Genomic DNA, 20,562 nt, shown 5'->3' with positions numbered 1-20,562 from the left:
CTGCCCTTGAAACCCTCTGCATTCGTCATTTCTCATGAATCTCTTCCAGCAGCTCCGCCACGATCGCGCCCAGTTCGTAACTCGGCGCCACTTCCTGCGGGACTCTTCAATCGGTCTCGGTGGTATGTGGCTTGCCTCACAGGCCTCGGGATCGACCCTGGCGAAGGATCCAGCCAATCCCTTGCTGCCGGATCTCCCGCACTTCGCCCCGAAGGCGAAGCGCGTGATCTATCTCCACATGGCCGGTGCGCCGAGCCAACTCGAGCTCTTCGATCACAAGCCGGAGCTGGTGAAGCTCGACGGCAAGGAGTGCCCGAAGGAGTTCTTGGAGGGTAAGCAGTTTGCCTTCATCCAAGGCGTTCCGAAGATGCTCGGCTCGCAGTTTCCCTTCCATCAGGCGGGGCAGAGCGGCCAGTGGATCTCCGATCGCCTGCCGCATTTTGAGAAGATGATCGATGAGGTCTGCTTCATCAAATCGATGTGGACGGATCAGTTCAATCACGGCCCCGCGCAGCTCTTGCTGCATACCGGCAGCCAGATCCCCGGCTCCCCTTCTGCCGGGGCATGGGCCACCTACGGGCTTGGCTCGGAGAACTCGAATCTGCCCGGCTTCATCGTCCTCACCTCCGGCGGCAAGAATCCGGACGCGGGCAAGTCGGTGTGGGGTGCAGGTTACCTCCCCAGCGTTTATCAGGGCGTTCAATGCCGCTCCCAAGGCGAGCCCGTCCTCTATCTCTCGAACCCCGATGGCGTCTCCCAAGCACTCCGCCGTCGCACGCTTGATGCCCTGAACGATCTGAATCAACGCGTCGCCACCGAAGTCGGCGATCCGGAAACCGTCACCCGCATCGCGCAATACGAGATGGCCTTCCGCATGCAGATTCACGCCTCGGATGCCTTCGATCTGAAACAGGAATCCGCCGCCACGCACGAACTCTACGGCACCAAGCCCGGACAGGAATCCTTCGCGAACAACTGCCTGCTCGCCCGTCGCCTAGCGGAGCGCGGTGTCCGCTTCATCCAGCTCTTCGACTGGGGCTGGGATTCCCACGGCACCGACAAGGGCACCGACCTCAAGCAAGGCTTCGTCGACAAGTGCAACGAAATTGACAAGCCGATCGCCGCGCTCCTCAAGGATCTCGAGCAACGCGGCCTCTTGGAAGAAACCCTCGTCGTCTGGAGCGGTGAGTTCGGCCGCACCCCCATGCGCGAGAACCGCGGCGGTGTCGAAATGCCGTACGTCGGCCGCGATCACCACACCGGTGCCTTCACCCTCTGGATGGCTGGCGGCGGCGTGAAGCCCGGCTACTCCCATGGCGAGACCGATCCGGTTGGCTATGAAGCCACCATCGATAAGGTCAGCGCCCACGATTTCCACGCCACGCTCATGACCCTCCTCGGCTACGACCACAAGAAGCTCACCTACCCTTTCCAAGGCTTGGAGCAGCGTCTCTCGAACGTCACCAAGCCCTCCCGCGTCGTGAAGGAAGTCATCGCCTAGAAGTGTCCCCCTTGGAGCCGCAGGCTCTTTCGGACTGCGGCGAGCATCGCCGCTTTCGAGCGAGCTGCGAACGATCACGCGGTGTGGAGAGCGATAAAGTCGCCCTTGAAAGGACGCCCTTTCTACCGCTCGCACGGCCCACGTTCTTTCCACGGATGAGAAGGCAGAGCGACAACGCCCCGACTCTCATCATGTTCCGGATCCGCGTCATCCGCGCTATCCGCGGTTCAACTCCCCATCCTTGGGAGGACTTCCGTGTGTTCCGTGTATTCCGTGGTTCTTTTCTTTCCCCGGTCTTCCCTCCTTCCCGAAAACTTCCTGTTTTTTCCTCCCCTGCTGTCTGATCCTGATCTCCAGCAGCGGTGAGTAGGAAAAACATGCAAGCAACCTGGGACACCCCCGCAGCGGACGCCACGGATGCGGAGCTGCTGGACCGCTACGCCCGCAGCGCGGATGAAGCCGCCTTCTCCGAGATCGTCCGCCGCCACTCGCCGCTTGTTCTCGCGATCACCCGCCGCCGCATGGGGAACTCCGGCTTTGCGGAGGACGCTGCCCAGCAGGTCTTCATCGCGCTTTCCCGCCGCTCCCGGCGGCTACGTGCCATCCCCTGCCTCCCCGCATGGTTGCAGAAAGCTGCGGTCTACGAGTCCGCTACGATCCTGCGCAGAGAGGCCCGCCAGCGCCGCCGGGCCCTCCAGTCGAGTGAGCTCGATTCTCCTGAAGAGGCTTCCGCCCAAGGCGCGGATATCGATCAGGCTTTGGCCTCCCTCCCGTCACCGGACCGGCAGATCCTCCTTCTTCATCATTTCGAAAAGCTGCGCTACGAGCAGATCGCCCAGCGCATGGGCATCACCGCCGCCGCCGCCCAGCGCCGCGGCCACCGTGCTATGGAGCGGCTTGCCCGCCTGCTGAAAGGCGGCACGAAGGATGAGGCCGCCTGCGCCATGTGGCTTGCCGCCGGGCTCGTCCCGCGGGAGATCGAAGTGCCTGCCACCTTCCTCAGCCGCACCGTCGCGCTCAAGAAGCCCGCTGCTTTCACCTTGCCATGGGTGCCTGTCCTCGCCTCCGTGCTCATCGGCGGCGCGGTTCTTGCAGTTGCTCAGAAGAAAGCAGAGCCCGCCCCGGCCATCGTGAAAGCACCGGAGCCTTCACCCGCCCCTACGCGGGCGGAAGCCCGCAAGCTCCGCCCCGTCCTCGCCGATGAGAAGCTCAGTGACGAGCTCCGCGAGTTCATCGCCCGCGCGAAGGCCGATTCCAAGGACGCTTGGGAATGGGTCCGGCTGAGGCCGCAAGGGGCCGATGGATTCCTCAAGGACTCGGTCCGCCATCTTGCCGACCGCGACATGTCGGCAGCGGAGCGCTTGCTCGATGTGGTGGAGGGTGAGTCCGAACGCATTCGCATCATCGCCGGAATCTTTGATGCCCGCGCTGAAGGAAACTTTGATGCTGCCATTGTCTGGGTAGACGCCTTCCCGAAGGTGTCCGAGCGCCGCAGCGTTCTCTACTCGCAGTCCTACTTCTTTAGTTTGCGCGACCGGAAGCTGGATGGCGACTACGCTGGCGCACTCCGCGTCGCCCGCTCGCCGGAAGTCAGGCGTTGGCTGATCCGGGAGACCTACACGCAGGCCCGCGCGACCGATGAACGAATGGTCGCGGATCTTCCCGATCAATTGCGGGGTGAGGATCGCCGCTATGCACTCGCCGAACAAGCGATGACCTGCCTCCAGCGTGGTGATGAAACCCGGGCCTTCCGGATCCTCAATGAGATCAAATTCGACGAGTCCTTGGAGATCTTCCCCTCCATGGGAAGGGTGCTCGGGGATCCCACCCGATTTCTCGACTGGATCACCGCTCAGAAGGACGGCGCGCCGCGGCACAGCCTCGTATACAATCTGTGGAAGCATTGGTCAGCCGTGGACGCCGAGGCCGCTGCAGCTTGGGCCATTGAGAAGAATCGTCATGGCGGCGCTGCCGGTGTCACCCTGACCCCGCACGATCCGGTAACGAAACGCCTCATGAGCATGCCATGAAGCGTTTCATCCTCATTCCACTCGTCTGCGTGCTCGTGGCCTGTCGGGACGATAAGCCCGCGGCAAATGCTTCATCGGACCCGCTTCCCGGAAATCCTCCTGCCCCCACCTCCGACCCGGCGATATCCACCCAGTTCGGCCAAACTCAGCAGGGCTTCATGCTTCGCACCCCGAAGCTCTCGATTCTTGCTAGCGGAGAAATCATCCCGCAGGAGGGAATCACGGCTGCCGATGCCGAGGAGAGCCTGAAAGAGATCCGCAAGTTGCCGCCGGCGAGTAACCGGGATAGTGCGATCTCGCTGTTGCTCATCCAGCTCTCGAAGACCGATCCCGCCTATGCCCGCAAGCTGCTCGCGGAGTGGCGGGACGGTTTGATGAGTGCTCGGATGAGCGCCGCGGAGGCAATCGCATGCAACCTCGCGAAACAGGATCCTGAAACGCTCGCGAGCTTTGTGACCACGGAGATTCCGCGATCCCTGCAGGTGGGCGTGTGGGGCCTCAGCCTGCTGGAGATTCCTCCCGACCAGCGTCTCGCCTATCTCGACCAGATTCCGGAAAGCACCGGGAAGCTCGCGATTCTTGCCGATTTCGTGGTTGACTATCTCAGGCAGGATCCCCGGGCCGCCGCAGCATGGCTTGACGAACTCTCGCAAGAGTTGAGCGCTGATGAGCTCGCCCTTCTGGGGAAATCCGGCAGTTACTTCAGCCACTACTCCGAGGCCAGGCCCGTGCTGAAGTCAGAGGACTGGCTGCTTACCCTCCGCGCCGCCACCACTCCAGCAGCCCGTGCCTTCCTTGCCCGCCAAGCCCTCGCCGCCGCAGGCGATGCTCCTCCCGCGCCTCTTCTCGCCGAGCTCTCGGACGTGGACCCTGCCATCGCCGATCTCGTCCGGGATGCCGCGATCCAACGCGATCCCGCCGCCTACGCGGCCAGCCTCGATCAGCCGGCTGTCGCCGCGCTTTCTTCAGAGCAAGTCGGCCAACTCGTTTCAGCTTGGGCCGAACGGCAGCCCCGTCCGGCCTTCGATTGGGCCGTGGAGCAGGGTCGGCCGGAGGCGGCGAAGGCCATGCTTTCTATCTACGACCAAGAGCCGCAGGAAGCGCTCGCCCTCCTTCCTTCCTTGCCCTCCGGTACCCATCGCGATGAAGCCCTGCGCTCCATCTGTGCCCGCGCTTCTCACGCCCGGAAGAAGGACCTCGCCCTCGGCATCCTCCAGTACTTCAGCGATCCCATCCTGAAAGAGCGCACCCGCCTCTTCATCGAGGACATTACCAGCCGCTGATACCTTCGTCCCCGGAAACGAAAAGCCCCGTCCGCCTGTATTGGAAGCGGACGGGGCCCGGGGAAGGGTCGGAGGAGAGGGCAGTGACCTCCGGCTCTTTGGGCCATTGGACAATGTTCATCCTGGAGATGTCAGGAAACCAACGACCGGTTTAATTTATTTTTTGCAGCTTTTTGCATAGATCGGTTTGGTGCCGAAAACGCCGGAATACTGCGGAGTTTCGGGGTATTGGCAGGGTGATCTGAGCGCCTCTGGCTCCCCCGGTCACGGCCGGGGTGGTGGGACTCCGGACTGTTCAAAGCCTTGGTGGAAAGCCAAAACCTCCGCGAACCGATGCCCGCGACCGCCACCCGTCTCAGCGCTTTCACCGAGTCCGTGATCCGGGGCACCTCCCGGCTGGCCGCCCGCCATGGAGCCATCAATCTGGCTCAGGGTTTCCCCGACTTCGATCCGCCGGAGGAATTGCTCGCCGCGCTGGAGCGCGCCACCCGGGGTTCGCATCACCAATACGCCGTCACTTGGGGAGCTCCGCGCTTTCGCGAGGCCTTGGCGCGGAAAATCACCCGCTTCAGCGGCCTGCCCCTCGACCCGGATCTTCACCTCGTCGTCACCTGCGGCAGCACGGAGGCCATGATGGTGGCCATGATGACCGCCTGCAATCCGGGTGACAAAGTCATCGTCTTCTCACCCTTCTACGAGAACTACGCCGCGGATGCGATCCTCTCCGGGGCCGAGCCGATCTACGTCGCCCTGCGCCCGCCCGACTTCGCCTTCGATCGCGAGGAACTCGCCAAGGCCTTCGAGCAGAAGCCGAAGGCCATCGTGGTCTGCAATCCCTCGAACCCCACCGGCAAGGTCTTCACCCGTGAGGAGCTCCTGTTCATCCTCGAGCTCGCCGAGAAGCACGACACCTTCATCATCACGGACGAACCGTACGAGCACATCGTCTTCGATCCCCACGAGCACGTTCATGTCGCCGCACTGCCCGGAGCCTTCGAGCGCACCATCACCTGCAACTCGCTCTCCAAGACCTACTCCATCACCGGCTGGCGCTTGGGCTATGTCCAAGCTTCCGAGCGCGTGATCGCGGAAGCGCGGAAGGTCCATGACTTCCTCACCGTCGGTGCCGCCGCTCCGCTGCAGGAAGCCGCAGTCGCCGGCCTGGAATTGCCGGATAGCTACTACACCGCCCTGCGCGACCAGTATGCGAAGAAGAAGGAGGTGCTGCTCGCCTACCTCCGCCAGCTCGGCCTGCCCTTCACCGAACCGCAGGGTACCTACTTCGTGATGCTCGACATCTCCTCGCTCGGTTTCGCCGATGACACCGCCGCCTCCGAGTGGTTCATCAAGGAACTCGGTGTCGCAGGTGTTGCAGGATCGAGCTTCTTCCGCGAGCCGGTGAATCATCTCATCCGCTTCCATTTCGCCAAGGGCGAGGATACCCTGCATGCCGCGGGCGAACGCCTGTTGAAACTACGGAACCGATAGTAGCACGAATGAATCCCGACGAAGCGCCGCCCATTCCCTCCTTCCGGGAGGCCCTGCGCTTCTGGATCAAGCTCGGCTGGATCAGCTTCGGCGGCCCTGCCGGCCAGATCGCCATCATGCACAAGGAACTCGTCGAGCGCCGCCGCTGGCTCTCCGAGGATCATTTCCTGCACGCGCTGAATTTCTGCATGCTCCTCCCTGGCCCGGAGGCACAGCAGCTCGCCACCTACCTGGGCTGGCGCCTTCACGGCTCTCGCGGCGGCATCGCGGCCGGAGCGCTATTTGTGCTGCCCTCCGTCTTCATCCTCTGGGGCCTGAGCTGGCTCTACATGGCCGGCGGCGAGGTGAATTGGATTCAAGGTCTCTTCTACGGCCTGATTCCCGCCGTCATCGCGATCGTCTTCTCCGCCGTGAAACGCATCGGCTCGAAGGCTCTCCGCTCGCCCTCCCTATGGACTCTCGCGCTGCTTTCCTTCGTCGCGATCCACTTCTTCAAGGTCTCCTTTGTCATCATCATCCTCGCCGCCGTGCTCATCGGCTATCTCGGCGGCAAGCGTTTCCCGAAGCAGTTCCCCGCCGGCAAAGGCCACGGCAAGTCCGGCCATGAGGATCATCTGGTCGTCGCGCTCCCTCCCGGTGCTCCCGCCACCTGGGCACGCAGCGCCAAGATCAGCCTCCTCTGCCTGACCCTCTGGTGGCTGCCGGTGCTACTATGCGGACAGTGGCTAGGCTGGCAGAGCGTTCCTTTCCAGGAAGGACTCTTCTTCAGCAAGGCTGCCCTCGTCACCGTCGGCGGTGCCTATGCCGTCCTGCCCTACGTCTCGCAAATGGTCGTTGAACACTATGGCTGGCTCGGTCAGCGCCAGATGATGGCCGGCCTAGGCCTCGCGGAAACCACTCCCGGTCCCCTCATCATGGTGCTGCAGTTTGTCGGCTTCGTCGCCGCATGGCAGCACCCCGGCGATCTGCCACCGCTGCTCGCCGCCACGCTCGGAGCCGCGATCACCACCTGGGTCACCTTCCTGCCCTGCTTCCTTTTCGTCTTCCTCGGCGCACCGCATGTCGAGGGCCTGCGCGAGAAGCCCGCCTTGGCTTCAGCCCTCACCGCCATCACCGCCGCCGTCGTCGGCGTGATCCTGGATCTTGCCATCGGCTTCTCCATCCATGCCCTCTGGCCGGAATCCGGCCGCTTCGATCTCTTTGTCGTCGTCGCCGCCGTCGTCTCCTTGATCGCCATGGAGCGCTTCAAGATCGGCGTCATCCCCGTCCTGAGCGTTTGCGCCATCCTCGGTGCTGCCGCGAAGCTGCTCGCCTGAGCCGCGATTGTTGCATGACGGGGCACCGCACCCATGCTAAAGCATGATGCCGTAGCTCCATCATGAACGAGAAAACCAAGGAACTCCTCCGCCACGCCCGCGACATCTCGAAGCGCTACCGCATCGATGACGGGAAGGACTTCCGCCTGAAGGACATCGACCCCGGCGATACCGGCCCCTTCCCGAAGGACGGCAAGGAAAGCGCGGAGCAGGCCCTAGCCGAGGGCCGCGACGCCCTCTCCGAAATGCAAGAGCGCCTCTACGCCCAGGACCGCTGGTCCGTGCTCCTCATCTTCCAGGCCATGGATGCCGCGGGCAAGGACGGCGCGATCAAGCACGTCATGTCCGGCATCAATCCGCAGGGCTGCCAGGTCACCTCCTTCGGCGTGCCCAGCTCGCGCGAGCAGGACCACACCTGGCTCTGGCGCTGCATGCTCGAGCTCCCCGAGCGCGGCCGCATCGGCATCTTCAATCGCTCTTACTATGAGGAAACTCTCGTCGCCCGCGTCCATCCGGAGATCCTGAAAGCCCAAAAGCTCCCCGACCCGCTCTTCACCGACAACATTTGGAAGGAACGCTTCGACGACATCCGCAACTTCGAGAAGCATCTCGTCCGCAACGGCACCATCGTCCGCAAATTCTTCCTCCATGTCTCGAAGGGCGAGCAACGCAAACGACTGCTCTCCCGGCTCGATGAACCCGAGAAGAACTGGAAGTTCCGCATGGGCGATGTCGAGGAGCGCGAGCACTGGAAGGAATATCAGGAAGCCTACGAGAAGACCATCCGCAACACCTCCACCGAAGACGCGCCATGGTTCGTCGTGCCCGCGGATAACAAATGGTACACCCGCGTCGTCGTCGCCGCCGCCATCGTCGATGCCCTCGCCTCCGTCGAACTGCACTTCCCGCAGATCGACGATTCGCAGCGCGCCGTTCTCGAAGAGGCTCGCAAGCTCCTCACCAAGGCCAAGCCCGCCGAATAGACGTCACTTCAGGAAATCTAACAGAGCCTTCAGGTAATCCTCGAACACCTCCGCCTGCGGGGCGTGCCCTACTCCTTCCAGCGCCACCAGCTTCGCGCCCGGGATCGCCTCCGCCGCCGCTTTTCCCAGCACCTGATACTGCCCCATCGTTGCGGCCACTTCCTTCGATACGAGGTTCTTCCCGATCGCGGTGCGATCCCGCTCCCCGATGATCAGCAGCGTTGGCGCCGTCACATCCGGGAACTCGTAGAGCACCGGCTGCGTTATCACCATGTCGGAAGTCATCGCACTCACCCGGGCCATCTTCTCCTTGTCCGGGCCCTTCATCCATCCGGCCTGGATCGTGATCAGCGCATCATACTCCTCCTTCCATTTCCCGTCGAAGTACACCGTCCGCATGTATTCCTTCACATCCTTCGGCTCCTTCTTCATCTCCGATGCCGTCGCCGCATCGATGCTCTGGTAGGGCACCTTGCGCTTCCAGTCCTCCAGCCCGATCGGGTTCACCAGCACCAGTTTCCCCGTCGCGGCCGGATACATCAGCGCGAATCGCGTCGCCACCATCCCGCCCATCGAGTGGCCGATCACCTCCGCCTTCTCGATCTTCAGATGCTCCAGCAGCACCTTCGTGTGCGCCGCCATCATCTGGAAGCTGTATTGGAGATTCACCGGCTTGCTCGATTTCCCGAAGCCGATCTGGTCCGGCATCACCACGCGGAAGCCGCGCTGCGAAAGCTCCTTCGCCGTGCGCTCCCAGTACGCTCCGGAGAAATTCTTCCCGTGCAGCAGCAGCGCAGTCCTCCCGTTCGCCGTTCCCTCCGGCTTCAGGTCCATGTAGACCATCGTCAGCGCCTGCCCCTGCTCGGTCAGCGCCAGCTTCTGTTCCTCGAAGGGATAAGCATAGCCGCTCAACTCCGCATCCAGAGCCGGTACTTTCTCAAGCGAGGAATCTTGCGCCAGTGCCGGTGCGATCAGACAAATGGGCGCGAGCAAGGCGGAGACAGCGAGCTTCATCATCCGGGCACAGTGGATCGGGATGCCATCCCCGCAACCCGCGATGCCCGGAAAACGCCGCTCACTTCGCTTCCTTCACGAAGCCGCTCCCCACGTGCACCCGGTAGTCCTTGATCCGTCCCGGATTGTTCCCCGCACGCGGCGTATATCGGAATCCACCGATCGCCGTCTTCGCCCCCAAGTCGATCACCAGCCGGTGCGGATAGCCCGGTTGCACGGTCTTCCACTCGGAGTGCCAGAAGTCCGCCGTCTGCCCGTTGATCGCATTGGAGGCGGAGCCATCCTCACCCACCAGTTCCTCGCTATCCACATACGCGATCGTCCAGCTCGCATGGGAGATCGAGTTCCCAGCCGGATCCAGTAGATCCAGCTCCGCGATCGCCGCGTAAGGCTTGCCATCATGCGCGCTCAGCGCCTCCAGCACGAATTGCGATCCCTCCAGCGGCGTCGCGAACTTCACGTCTTGCGCGTCGGCTCCCGCGCTGAAGCTCGCGCTCAAGTCCGCCACATGGTCGCCCAACTCCAGCGTGCTCTTCTTCGTCCCCTTGCGGGCGAAGTCCAGCTCAGGCCGCAGCTCGTCCAGGATCGGCTTGCTCAGCCCTGCCATCGTCGCCTCCGTCGGTCCTGTTAGATCCAGCACGATCACCTCGTTCTTGCCCTCCTTCAGCCAGGCTCCCGGCATGTAGGCCGTCTGTGTCGGCCCGATGTTCCAGTGCCGCGCCAGGCAGTGGCCGTTCACCCAGATCACGCCCTTCCCCCAGCTCCGCATGTCCAGGAAGGTATCCTCAGCCTTCGCCAGCGTGAATCCGCCGCGCCAGAATCTTGGCCCGCTCTCATCCTTGTCCGCCGGCTTCCACTTCAGTCCCGCAAGCAGTGGCGCATCCAGCTTCAGCGGGAAGATCTCCCACGCACCCTTCAGCTCGCTCGTCTTCGCAGCCTCCACCAGTTGCACCTTGCCGTGGATTCCCTTCCGGTCGTGGATCTCCACGCCGAAGTTCACGTGACCCATCGCTTCCACCAGGATGTCCAGCCGAGCCTCCTCCTTTCGTTCCGGCAGGTTCACGTGGAAGCGCCGCGAACGCCGGTCCATCACACCGACTTCCTTCCCGTCCAGATATACCCATGCGAAGTCGTGCACTTGATCGAGCTGCAGCTTCGCCGCCGGACCTACTGGAAGTGTAGTACGATACACCGTGCACCCGTGCCCTTGGTCGTAGGCCTCCATATGGCGCGGCGCGCTGTCCTTGATCGCCTCCGGCAGGTTCGCGAGCACCGCCGCCGTCTCCGTGAGCTGGAATGCCGGGATCTCGATCACCGGCTTCGGCGCCGGTGGATCGCTCAGCTTCTCGCCCGGCAGCAGATAGCGGGACATTAGTTGACGCGTCCGCTCGAATTTGTCGCCGATCCATCCCGCCTCGCTGATCGGTGCATCGTAGTCGTAGCTGCTCGTGTCCGGTTTGAAGGGACGGTCCGCCCCTGCCCATAGCCCGAAGGAGGTTCCCCCGTGCGCCATATAGATGCTGAAGGAAGCCCCCGCGTTCAGCATGTAATCCAGATCCGCCAAGTAGGTCTCCGTCTTGCCCAGATGATGCGGCGCGCCCCAGGTATCGAACCATCCCGGATAGAACTCCCCGCACATCAGCGGCCCCTTCGGCTGCACCTCGCGCAGCTTCTTGAAGCCCGTCGCCGGATCGCTGCCGAAGTTCACCACGTTGAAGAGATCATCCCGCTTGCCGTTCCACAGGCTGCCCGTCGGATTGCACGCGAAGAGCGGGATATCGAATCCCGCGTCGATCGTCGCCTGCCGCATCCGCCCCATATACTCGGCATCCTTGCCGTAGAAGCCGTACTCGTTCTCCACCTGCGCCATCAGGATCGGCCCGCCTTTGGTCACCTGCAGCGGCCCCAGCACCCGGCCCACCTCTGCCAGCCATGCCTTGCTCGCCGCCATGAAGTCCGGGTCCTGCGATCGCAGCGCGATGTCCGGCTTCTTCAGCAGCCACCATGGCAGGCCTCCACCGTCCCACTCCGCACAAGCATAGGGCCCCGGCCTCAGGATCACCCACAGCCCTTCCTCTTGTGCCAACCGGCAGAATTCCGCCGCATCCGCCTGACCTTCCCAGTTGTATTTCCCCTTCTCGAATTCATGCAGGTTCCAGAATAGATAGGCACACACCGTATTCAGCCCCATCGCCTTGCAGAGCTGCAGGCGATGCCTCCAATACTCCTTGGGCACCCGCGCGAAGTGCAGCTCACCGCAGCGGATCTGCATCCGCTTGCCGTCCAGCAGCAGCTCCGTCTCCCCGATTTCAAAGCGGTGCTTCGCTGCGGCAGGAGCTTGGGCGAGCGAAGCGAGCGGCTGAAGCGCCGCCAGGCCGAACGCCAGTGCGAGGATCGGATGGGCTTTCATGGTAGGATCAGCGGTTTGGGAATCATACAAATCACCGCACCGCTTTGGGAAGCCTCTCTTTTCCTGAGAGGTCCAGCCGGAATCCCGCCATTGACCGAAGATAAAGCCCGATCTCGACAATCGTCGGCCTTCGCTCCAGGTGGCGTGTATGTTCTAGTCATGATGACGTAATGATACCGGATAGCTTGGACCGCGAAATGCGCAGGGAAGGGGATTGGCCCCTTCTACCGCTCTGTTATTCTCGCCTCCTTGCATGCCGGAGAGTCCCGTCATCACCCGATCCAAGCAGCCCGGGCTATTCTCCTTGGAGAATGTTCTCACCCAGCGCTTTGGCCGGGACTTCTTCCTCAATCTCCCGGAGCTCCCGGGCGTCTACTTCTTCACCGATCGGACCGATAAGCTTCTCTACATCGGCCAATCGGCCAGCCTCCGCGGACGCTTGGGCAGTTACCGCCATGTCGTCGAAGGCCGCCACCCCCGCCGCACCCTCAGGCTCGTTGCTCGCATCCATCGCATCGATTGGGAGATCTGCGAATCCCCGGCTTGCGCCATCGCTCGCGAGAGCGAACTTCTCCTCCAGCACCGCCCCCCCTTCAATCGTGCCGGCGTTTGGATCGGTCAGCCGTGGTGGCTCGATGGTGGCGTGGTCTCCGGCCGCCTCCGGCTTCAGGTCCAGCGGCAGCAGGGCGAGATCGGCCCGCTTTCGCCCGGCTTCCGTCATCTCTTCGGCGTCCTCGCCCGCTGCGTCTATCGCGCCGCCTGTCCGGATACACCCATCCACCGCTACCCCTGCGGACTCATCCGCCCCTCCGCGCCGCTCAGCCTCTCTCTCGTCCTGCCCGATCCCGCATGGGCATGGCAAACCTTGGCCAGCGCCGCCCGCGGTGATGCCGCCGATCTTCTCGCCCTCCTCGACGCCATCCCTCCCGCCGCCTCCCTCCCCGAGCAGGAATTCTGGACCGACCAACGCGACCAGCTCCAAAGCTACGCCGCTAAGGCCACCCGAGTCCTCCTTCCTCCCAGTGCTCTCGCCCCCGACCCATCCCTTCTCCCCTTGGAACTCTCTCTCTGAATCGCCTTGAAGGGTCCGACACTGCCTGCACAAGGAGAGGGTGCGTCTCGCGCCCTTCATAGAGCCCCCAAGAGCACGAATCCCTCGAAGCGAGAAAACCCACCTTCATCCCTATCTCATCCACCGGATCCATCCCGGTCCCAATCCTCTTCATCTGCGTCTATCCCGCTAATCTGCGGTTGAACGGCTGCTTCGGAGCTTCTCCAGAGAAGCCCTCTATCTCAACGGGTGTAAGACACAAAGCCCGGGGCCGCTCATCACGACCCCGGGCTTCAAAGCGATGGAGATCCTAAGCCATCTCCCTACTTCACCTCCAGCGTCTCGAATCGCACGTGCGTGTCCACCACGCGCAGTCCCACGCTGCCTTTCGCATAGGTATCATCCTTCGCGCTCAGCACCGTCTTCCCGCCCACCGCGATCGTGAAGTCCTGTCCCTTCGCCGTCACGCTCAGCTCGATCGGCTTGGACTTGTCCACATCCACCTCCGCGCGCGCGATTTCCTTCCAATTCGTTCCGTCCGTCTTGCCAAATACGACGCTCTTCGAACCCGGAATCACCCCCGCGAAGTAACCGCGCTGCGCATCGAATCCCACCGAGGGATCGGTCACCCGCAGCAGCAGCCCCGCATCGCGCTCGCCCTTGAGGAACTCGATCGTGGTGCTCGCCGTGAAATCCGTGAACTCCCCGCCATCCAGCACCAGCTTCTCGCCGGTCCGGTAATCGTTTACCGGATCCTTCGGCGCCGCGCCCAGCTCCACACCTTGCTTCCCTAGCACTAGGAACTGCTGGTGGCCGTAATAGGACAGCGCACCGAAGTCCTTCCCGCCGCGGAGATCGAGCGCCACCGGCAGCTTGGGAGAGGGCAGCCTCTCACCGGAAGGCCGCTCGATCGATGAACCCGGCGCCACCGGCTGGCCGAAGTCCGGGAAGCCATCCTTGAATGTGAAGGGCTGCACGAAGATCGAGCGCTTCCAGTTGCCGCCGCGGTCGCGCTTCGCGTGGAAGATGTGCCACCACTCCTTGCCATCCGGGCTCTGCACGAAGCCGCCGTGGCCTGTGCCGAAGGTCTTGTCCGTGCTGCGGAAGACCGGCTCCTCATGCTTCTTCCAAGAGGCTGGATCCAGCGGATCCTTGCCCGTCAGTTCCAGCAGCCCCAGCTTGTAGGTCGGCAGCCAGGAAGCCGCCGTCGAGTAGATCAGGAAGGTGCGCCCCTCGTGCTCCAGGATCTGCGGGCCTTCCGCCAGACCGCGGGTGCCCTCCTTCTCCTCCGTGCGCTCCCACAGGTAGGTGTCGTTCTTCGCCAGCAGCACGCGCGGGCCCGCCAGCTCCACCGGCGATTTCATCGGCGCGATGTAGAGGTACTGCTGGTCGCTGCCCGGCTTGTCCCAGCCGGACCACACCGCATACAGCTTGCCGCCGGACTTGAAGACATACATGTCGATCGCCCAGATGTTAGGCGACTTGCCATCCTTGCCCTCGCCGGTGGCGAAGGGGCCGTGAAGCTTGTAAGGGCCCAGCGGATCGACGCCTTCGGATTCCAGCGCATAGGCCAGATGGTTCGCGTTCTTCCCGTCGGAGGCCGCAACGTAGATGTAGAACTTGCCGTCGATGAACTGCAGCTCCGGCGCCCACACCTCCTTCGAGTAAGGCCCCGTTGCCGGCGCCTGCCACACCACGTGCGGCGTCCCCAGCGAGGTCAGGCGATCCGAAACCCACAGCGCCACGCCCTGGTTCCCTGCCGATTGGCACCAGATGTACTTGTCCCCGTGCTTGATCACGCAAGGGTCCGCACCTTCAGCAATCGGATTGACGAAAGTGTCGGCCAGCGCGCCGGAGAGCAAGAGAGCTGAGAATAGCAGGGTTCGGGTCATCAAGGCGGGGATAGACTCCGCAGCCCGAAGGGGCAACTTGAAACAGCGCTAGTGCATCTGTCCGTCGACGAGAGCACCGAGGAAGCCGTCCAGTTCCTTGCGGGATTCCGGCATCTTGATTCCGACCGCCCGCAGCCCGGCGATCGCCACCGGGCCGAGCGCTTTCCTGAGCATTCGTAGATCGGTGTCGAAGGGGTCCGCCGCTGCATGTTCGGCATCAGCCGGCACGTGATCGATTCTTACCACGATATCCGCGATGAAGCGGGTAATGTGGGCCAGCTTGTCGAAATTGATCCAGTCCATGGTGTCCTGCGGAGTGTGATAGTGCGTTCCCATGCCGCAGCTCAGGAAGAGGAAGGGTTGGCCTGCTTCGGCGAAGGACGCATGGTCGGACATCGGCCCAACATACCGGTGGAGCACCGGGATCACGCGCAGTTCTGCCGCGTTCTTCGCGGCGGCCTCCACGATCGCCGGAAAAGTTCCGTCGCTTTCCGTGCCCATCACTCCCACCAGTCGCTTGAGATGCGGGAGCAAGAGCGTCACCGGCCCCGGCACGGGCAGGCCGCCATCCGTGGCATCGTGGCCCACCAGGTCGGTCACGATCACCGCCGCGAAGTCGATATCCCCGCAGTAGTCCTCGCAGAAGCGCCGCGATCCCATCGTTTCTCCTAGGAAGAATGGCGGTTCTTCCGATGATCAGATCGCGATCCAGAGGATGCTGCACGAAGTGTTCCGCCAAGACCAGATTGTGAGCCACCGAGGTTGCATTGTCGTCCACGCAGGGGGCATCGATCACGCTGTCGTAGTGAGCGCCTAACAGGATCGGCGGGAGGCTTCGGTCACGACCATGGATCACGCCCGCGAGATTCGTGAATTCCTGAAGTCGCCCGTGATTCGGATGGGGCAGCTCATAGGTCAGCCCGAAGCCTTCGCTTCTGAATGGCTCCAGACCGATCCTTCGCATCTCCGCGAGCAGGTAGTCGCGTGCCACGTCATGACCCGGCTGTCCCACCCGTCGTCCGTTCGGCAGGGCCAGCGCTCGGCTGTGCTCTGTCAGCCGTGCAACCAGGGTCTTGTGCGGCAACTCCATGGACATGCGATGCAGTATCCCTCTTCAAGCAACGCAAGCAAATCGCCAAGGAACCTTGACCTGCATCAATTGGAACCGCGGTAAGATCTTGTCTTCCCATCCGCGCTATCCGCGTCATCCGCGGTCGCGAACCTCCCACCCTCCAGGGCAAGATCGCCGTCACCTTTATATCCGTGTGAATCGGCGTGCATCCGTGGTTGATCCTCACGGATGCACGCATCGACTATCAATCAAGATCTCATTCCCCGTCGTTCACCCGGGTGCGGAAGAAGACCTTCCCTGCGGATGCTTGCCACTCGTAGAACCAGTTCTCCCCGCCGACCGCACCAATGGCCGCACCCTTCGCATCCAGCCAGCGCGAGCTCGCTGAATCCCAGCTCAGCAGCGGCGACCAATCCGACAGGTTCGTCGTGTACTCGAACTCCACCTCCGAACCCTCGGGAATATCGGCATCCAGTGCGAAGCGGAAGCTCCGCACGCCTTCCATCCCGGCCACCGCGGTCGAAGATTCGATGCTCACCGGCAGTCCCTTCGTGCTCCGCGTCTGGATCAGCAAGTCGATCTCATCCACCCGGCCGTCCAGGTTCTGGTCGCCATGATTCGCAATGGTCGATTTCGCCATGCTCGCTCCGCTGGCAGCTGCGGCAGGCAGCGGCGCGCGGTGCGGAAGCTTGTCCGCCCAGTAAAAGTGTGTGGCATCCGTCTTGATGTCCCGCACGAAGGGCAGCGAGTAACTCAGCTCGGGACGCGCATCATCCAGATCGAAGATCCGCAGCGGCTCGCCCGGGCTGCCGTTGAAGACGAGGCTATCCGTCACGTGCAGTCCGCATTCTTCCTCCAGATCGTCTCCGGGCACCCCCAGGACTGCTACCTGCAGCAGGTTCTCCTGCGCATGGAGTTGCAACCCGGCATGACCATCGGCTCCGGGCGAGGCATACACCGCCAGCAGCGTGGAGCTGGCCGAGATTCTCTCGCCATAGCGTCCGCGCTCCATCGGCCGCAGCGCGCCCAGGATCGGCAGGGCCTTGCCCTTGGTCTTCCCCTTCGGCAGGGCATAGGGCCGCACGATTCCCGCGAAGGCCGTGAAACTTGGCAGCGCCAGTGAAGCCATCGGCGCGCCCGCGAACAAGGTGTCTCCCTTCAGGGCCACCGACCATCCCAGCATCTCGCCCTTCGTCGTCGACTTGTAGCGCATCTTGTAGGTCGTTGCGTCGAAGACGGCCACCGTGCCGGGCACCAGCTTGCGCCCGCTCTGTCCCGTGGGCGGCAGCACCCGGTACGTTCCCGGTGCCCCCACCGCGATCCAAGACTCGTTCGCAGCGATCGAGGCGCCGAAGGCCATCGTCTTGCCCAGCTTCAGCTCCTTCAGCATCGCTCCGCTGGTCAGATCGAAGACGAAGACCTTACCCGGCATCGAGGGATAGCCCGTGTTATTCCCCGGCGCACCGATCACGATGCGGTTGCCGGTGATCGCGAGCGACGCGCCGAAGGACATCGCCACGGCATTGGCCGGAGCATTGATCGTCCGCAGGTAGGCACCCGTGCTCGTGTCGTAGAGATCGACGAGGCCGGTCGGTCGTCCCGCTTGATCCGGCTCGGTGGGATAACCCACGGCCAGCACTTGGGCACCCGTCGCCAGCGGGGTCGAGTGAGTCTGCCGAGCCGGTGCTCCGGTGAAGAAAAGCTGCTCCACCATCGGCTCCACATGGGTTGTCACCGTGGCGGTGCCGAAGCCTGCGGCGGCTCCCATGCTCCCGGGGGACATGGCCCGCAGTCTTGCCAGCTCGCTCGCATTCGCCGGGCGTCGGCAATCCAGCGGCATGCTTGCACCTGCCGCGGTGAGCTCGATCTGCCTCGGCAGCGTTCCGATCAAACGCCCGCTCGTGGACAGGTCTTCAAGTGTCTCCGCATACTCGTCGATCACCAGCGTGTGGCTGCCGGAGAAGTTCTCTTTCGGCACGATGCGCACTTCGCCGCTGCGGTTGTCTTCAAAGGCTTCAGCCAGCACCTCGACATTCGGGCGCGTCGGCGTGGTCGTCAGGCTCACGGCCTGGCCGCCGTTCATCAGCAGGAATCCCGTTGGGGTAGCTTGGATCTCGGTGCGGGAGACCGCGAACAAGGGTTTGCCAGATACCTCTTCGAAACGGAGATCCTCCAGCAGCGCCCCGCTCTTGAGGTCATAGAAGCGGAAGCGGGAGAACTCGTCCGAGGCGTCATTCAGGCTGATCCCCCGGACCGCCAGGACATCCCCGCTGATGCAGTAGTCCACCCCCAAGCTGCTCTGGTGGCGGGTCGACGTGGACCACAGCCACTCGCCCGTCATCGTATCCATTGCGGAGATCGCATGGTTCGACGCGAAAATTGCATGGCGCCCGCCCGCGCTCACGAGCTTTGGGGAAGTCCCGAGCTTCGGATGATAGTAGGGCCACGTGAAGGTCCGGATTACCTCCAAGGTGGAGGGATGGAGGATCTGGAAAAACAGGGCGTTCCCGCCCTCCGGATGGGTTCCGATGTAGGCCAGCACGACTGCTCGCCCGTTCACTCCGGCCATGGTCTGCGCCACCACCGCGTCGCCTCCGGAGGCTTCCAGCGTCTTGCTTGCCACCGCCGAACCATCGGAGATCTTCGTGACCAGAATGCGCTGCGGCTCGCTTGCGCTTGCCAAAAGATGCTGCGAATTGATCGGGGCTAAAGCCTTGCCGCCCGAAGATACGTTCGAAGCAATCGACTGAAACCCTGGAACCTGCCACGCGCTCACCGTGTGGGTCGAGTTGCGGAACAACATGCCGTCCACCACCTCGCGTGTGTCGTTACTCAAGTAGTCGGTCGATCCCGCCATCTCGCTGGTGATCGCGCCCGATGCGGCGTCGATCGTGACCGTCCGCCCGTAGTCGGTCCCCATCTGCGGAAAACCGTAAACCGTCGCGACCAGATTCCCGCCTTCGACGCCCCACACATCCGACACCCGCACGCTGCCGTTGTTCAGGAACTTCCGGTGCACGGTCGCGTTGAAGCCGTTCGCCTTGATCTTCAGTGGCACTTTGGTTTCCTCCACCACGCAGCCGCTCGTCGTGCCGCTCGCTAGGATCAGCGACTCATTCGGCTCCAGCACGGTGTCCTCGAGGATGTTGATCTGCTGCTCGGAACTTTCGAGAGCCCCGGCGGGAATCGTCACGGTCATCGAAAATGCCTGGAAGTCCTGCCCCTCCATGGCGCTGGCGCTTTGCGCGCTCACTTGCACCTGTGCCGCCGTGGCCGAGGCATGCGATAGCTTCACTTTGAAACCTGCGGCTTGACCCTCGCGCCCTGCCCCGGAAGGCACGATGCTCGCCACCGGCCCTTCTTCGCCTTGGCTCCACACCCAGACCGACTTGTCGTCCGCGATGAACGCGATGAAATCGTCGCTCGCAAGCAGGGGCACATGCAGCCCGCCAAGATAAGAGCTCCAGGCCGGCGGTGTCAGCCGGTTCGCCGCTGCCGGAGCCGAAGGATTACTAAGGTCGTAGTAGCGGAACTCCTTCTCGAAGGGGTTTCCCGCCCGCTGTAGCAACCAGAGGCCGCCATCCACCATCTGCAGGTCGAGCAATCCGCCGTTCGGTTGCAGCGGGATACTCGCCCGCACGCTCAGGCTCGGCAGCTCGCGGACCGTCACGGCGTTCCCCGTCTGGCAGGCCAGCAGGTTCCCCTCCAGTCCCACCGGGTAGCCCGTGTTTCCCCATCCGCCTTGGAAGGCCAGGGTGCTGCGGTCATAGACTTCGATCCTGCGGTTGAAGGTGCTCGCGGTCTCGAAGGACACCGCGAACGCCTGGCTGCTCGCGTCGATCCTCGTCTGGAAGCCGCTCATCGAGATAGGTGCGGCCGCCACTTGGGCATTTTCTCCGTTATGACCGCATACCCCCACCTTCCCGTTGCCGATCATCACCACCCCGTGTTGGTCGATGTGGAACCTCGCATGCGTCATCTCCTGAGGCACCGCCGCCGTCCCGATCACCGCGCCGGTCGTCCAATCCCGCACCGAGATCGCCCCGGAAGGCTCCGCCCAGGAGCGGGTCCAGAACACCGGGCTATCCCCGTCCGCCACGATGAGATCGGTGTTCGGATTGAAGGACGGTCGCGCCGCCTGGTCCGCTGCACCCGTTTCATGGTTCACCTTCAACTGGTAGATCCCGTTGACTTGGATCTCGTCCCCGCGGGAGACCAGGTTGCCCAGATTGCTACCGGGCTGGCTGTCGGACTTGTAGCGCGACCATTGCCCGCCGGAAGCGGTCAATTCGTCGCCATGAGCATGGCCAAGGTACAAACCGAGACACAAAGGGGTGAGGAGGCGGGGCAGCATGGTCGGAAGAGTTGTGCTGGAAAACCAGCATTAGCGCGATAAGTCAACTCCCAATCCCCGGCGACATAATTTTTCACATAAACGCCACATTCCGGCCCATAACTCCGTTTCTCAAAACCACAGACATTTCCAGACCTTTCCGGTACAAGACTCTCCCAATCAGGTGGA

Annotated in this window: 12 protein-coding genes and 1 pseudogene; 7 read left to right on the top strand and 6 right to left on the bottom strand. The window is 63.0% G+C overall.

All coding sequences use genetic code 11. From position 1 onward, the window contains the following. The first annotated feature begins 34 nt into the window (after positions 1-34). The 6 genes from OJ996_RS05995 to OJ996_RS05970 all read left to right on the top strand — a co-directional run bounded on the left by OJ996_RS05995 (position 35) and on the right by OJ996_RS05970 (position 8,601). Positions 35-1,501, top strand: a complete 1,467-nt coding sequence (locus OJ996_RS05995; RefSeq protein WP_264512239.1) for a DUF1501 domain-containing protein — start codon at positions 35-37, stop codon at positions 1,499-1,501. A gap of 377 nt (positions 1,502-1,878) precedes the next feature. Beyond that, positions 1,879-3,531, top strand: coding sequence for an RNA polymerase sigma factor (locus OJ996_RS05990; RefSeq protein ID WP_264512237.1), 1,653 nt, complete (start codon positions 1,879-1,881; stop codon positions 3,529-3,531). Beyond that, positions 3,528-4,814, top strand: coding sequence for a hypothetical protein (locus OJ996_RS05985; RefSeq protein ID WP_264512235.1), 1,287 nt, complete (start codon positions 3,528-3,530; stop codon positions 4,812-4,814). Before OJ996_RS05990 ends, OJ996_RS05985 begins: the two co-directional genes overlap by 4 nt. Before the next feature lie 333 nt (positions 4,815-5,147). After that, positions 5,148-6,302 (top strand): pyridoxal phosphate-dependent aminotransferase, encoded by a 1,155-nt coding sequence (locus tag OJ996_RS05980; protein ID WP_264512233.1) that lies wholly within the window; start codon positions 5,148-5,150, stop codon positions 6,300-6,302. An 8-nt stretch (positions 6,303-6,310) separates the two neighbouring features. Next, positions 6,311-7,618 carry a chromate efflux transporter gene (gene chrA, locus OJ996_RS05975; RefSeq protein ID WP_264512231.1) on the top strand — a complete coding sequence of 436 codons (1,308 nt, stop codon included), beginning with the start codon at positions 6,311-6,313 and terminating at the stop codon, positions 7,616-7,618. Between the two features lie 62 nt (positions 7,619-7,680). After that, complete coding sequence (locus OJ996_RS05970) at positions 7,681-8,601, top strand: polyphosphate kinase 2 family protein (RefSeq protein WP_264512229.1); 921 nt, start codon at positions 7,681-7,683, stop codon at positions 8,599-8,601. Between the two features lie 3 nt (positions 8,602-8,604). Here the strand turns inward: OJ996_RS05970 and OJ996_RS05965 are convergent, their stop codons facing one another. Together OJ996_RS05965 and OJ996_RS05960 are read right to left on the bottom strand one after the other, a co-directional pair. Beyond that, positions 8,605-9,618 (bottom strand): alpha/beta fold hydrolase, encoded by a 1,014-nt coding sequence (locus OJ996_RS05965; RefSeq protein WP_264512226.1) that lies wholly within the window; start codon positions 9,616-9,618, stop codon positions 8,605-8,607. Between the two features lie 58 nt (positions 9,619-9,676). Next, positions 9,677-12,025, bottom strand: a complete 2,349-nt coding sequence (locus OJ996_RS05960; protein ID WP_264512223.1) for a beta-galactosidase — start codon at positions 12,023-12,025, stop codon at positions 9,677-9,679. Positions 12,026-12,278: 253 nt separating this feature from the next. Between OJ996_RS05960 and OJ996_RS05955 the strand changes: the two genes are divergently transcribed. After that, positions 12,279-13,097 (top strand): nucleotide excision repair endonuclease, encoded by an 819-nt coding sequence (locus OJ996_RS05955; protein ID WP_264512221.1) that lies wholly within the window; start codon positions 12,279-12,281, stop codon positions 13,095-13,097. Positions 13,098-13,399: 302 nt separating this feature from the next. Here OJ996_RS05955 and OJ996_RS05950 read toward each other — a convergent pair whose 3' ends face one another. The 4 genes and pseudogenes from OJ996_RS05950 to OJ996_RS05940 all read right to left on the bottom strand — a co-directional run bounded on the left by OJ996_RS05950 (position 13,400) and on the right by OJ996_RS05940 (position 20,394). Further along, complete coding sequence (locus tag OJ996_RS05950) at positions 13,400-14,968, bottom strand: glycoside hydrolase family 43 protein (protein WP_264512220.1); 1,569 nt, start codon at positions 14,966-14,968, stop codon at positions 13,400-13,402. Between the two features lie 48 nt (positions 14,969-15,016). Next, positions 15,017-15,628, bottom strand: coding sequence for a M28 family peptidase (locus tag OJ996_RS05945; protein ID WP_264512218.1), 612 nt, complete (start codon positions 15,626-15,628; stop codon positions 15,017-15,019). A 43-nt stretch (positions 15,629-15,671) separates the two neighbouring features. After that, positions 15,672-15,932, bottom strand: a pseudogene (locus OJ996_RS26405) (M28 family peptidase); the annotation flags it as partial. A gap of 364 nt (positions 15,933-16,296) precedes the next feature. Beyond that, positions 16,297-20,394 (bottom strand): hypothetical protein, encoded by a 4,098-nt coding sequence (locus tag OJ996_RS05940; protein WP_264512216.1) that lies wholly within the window; start codon positions 20,392-20,394, stop codon positions 16,297-16,299. Between the last annotated feature and the right edge of the window lie 168 nt (positions 20,395-20,562).

Origin of the sequence: Luteolibacter rhizosphaerae, assembly GCF_025950095.1 — a bacterium.
Classification (GTDB): Bacteria; Verrucomicrobiota; Verrucomicrobiia; order Verrucomicrobiales; family Akkermansiaceae; genus Haloferula; species Haloferula rhizosphaerae.
The sequence above is the reverse complement of the archived record's forward strand: the minus strand, read 5'-3'. Positions and strand labels throughout refer to the sequence as shown.

Bases quoted from the DNA above. Each gene is read 5' to 3' on its own strand.
- OJ996_RS05995 (WP_264512239.1), top strand. From the start codon at position 35: ATGAATCTCTTCCAGCAGCTCCGCCACGATCGCGCCCAGTTCGTAACT.
- OJ996_RS05990 (WP_264512237.1), top strand. From the start codon at position 1,879: ATGCAAGCAACCTGGGACACCCCCGCAGCGGACGCCACGGATGCGGAG.
- OJ996_RS05985 (WP_264512235.1), top strand. From the start codon at position 3,528: ATGAAGCGTTTCATCCTCATTCCACTCGTCTGCGTGCTCGTGGCCTGT.
- OJ996_RS05980 (WP_264512233.1), top strand. From the start codon at position 5,148: ATGCCCGCGACCGCCACCCGTCTCAGCGCTTTCACCGAGTCCGTGATC.
- chrA (WP_264512231.1), top strand. From the start codon at position 6,311: ATGAATCCCGACGAAGCGCCGCCCATTCCCTCCTTCCGGGAGGCCCTG.
- OJ996_RS05970 (WP_264512229.1), top strand. From the start codon at position 7,681: ATGAACGAGAAAACCAAGGAACTCCTCCGCCACGCCCGCGACATCTCG.
- OJ996_RS05965 (WP_264512226.1), bottom strand. From the start codon at position 9,618: ATGATGAAGCTCGCTGTCTCCGCCTTGCTCGCGCCCATTTGTCTGATC.
- OJ996_RS05960 (WP_264512223.1), bottom strand. From the start codon at position 12,025: ATGAAAGCCCATCCGATCCTCGCACTGGCGTTCGGCCTGGCGGCGCTT.
- OJ996_RS05955 (WP_264512221.1), top strand. From the start codon at position 12,279: ATGCCGGAGAGTCCCGTCATCACCCGATCCAAGCAGCCCGGGCTATTC.
- OJ996_RS05950 (WP_264512220.1), bottom strand. From the start codon at position 14,968: ATGACCCGAACCCTGCTATTCTCAGCTCTCTTGCTCTCCGGCGCGCTG.
- OJ996_RS05945 (WP_264512218.1), bottom strand. From the start codon at position 15,628: ATGGGATCGCGGCGCTTCTGCGAGGACTACTGCGGGGATATCGACTTC.
- OJ996_RS05940 (WP_264512216.1), bottom strand. From the start codon at position 20,394: ATGCTGCCCCGCCTCCTCACCCCTTTGTGTCTCGGTTTGTACCTTGGC.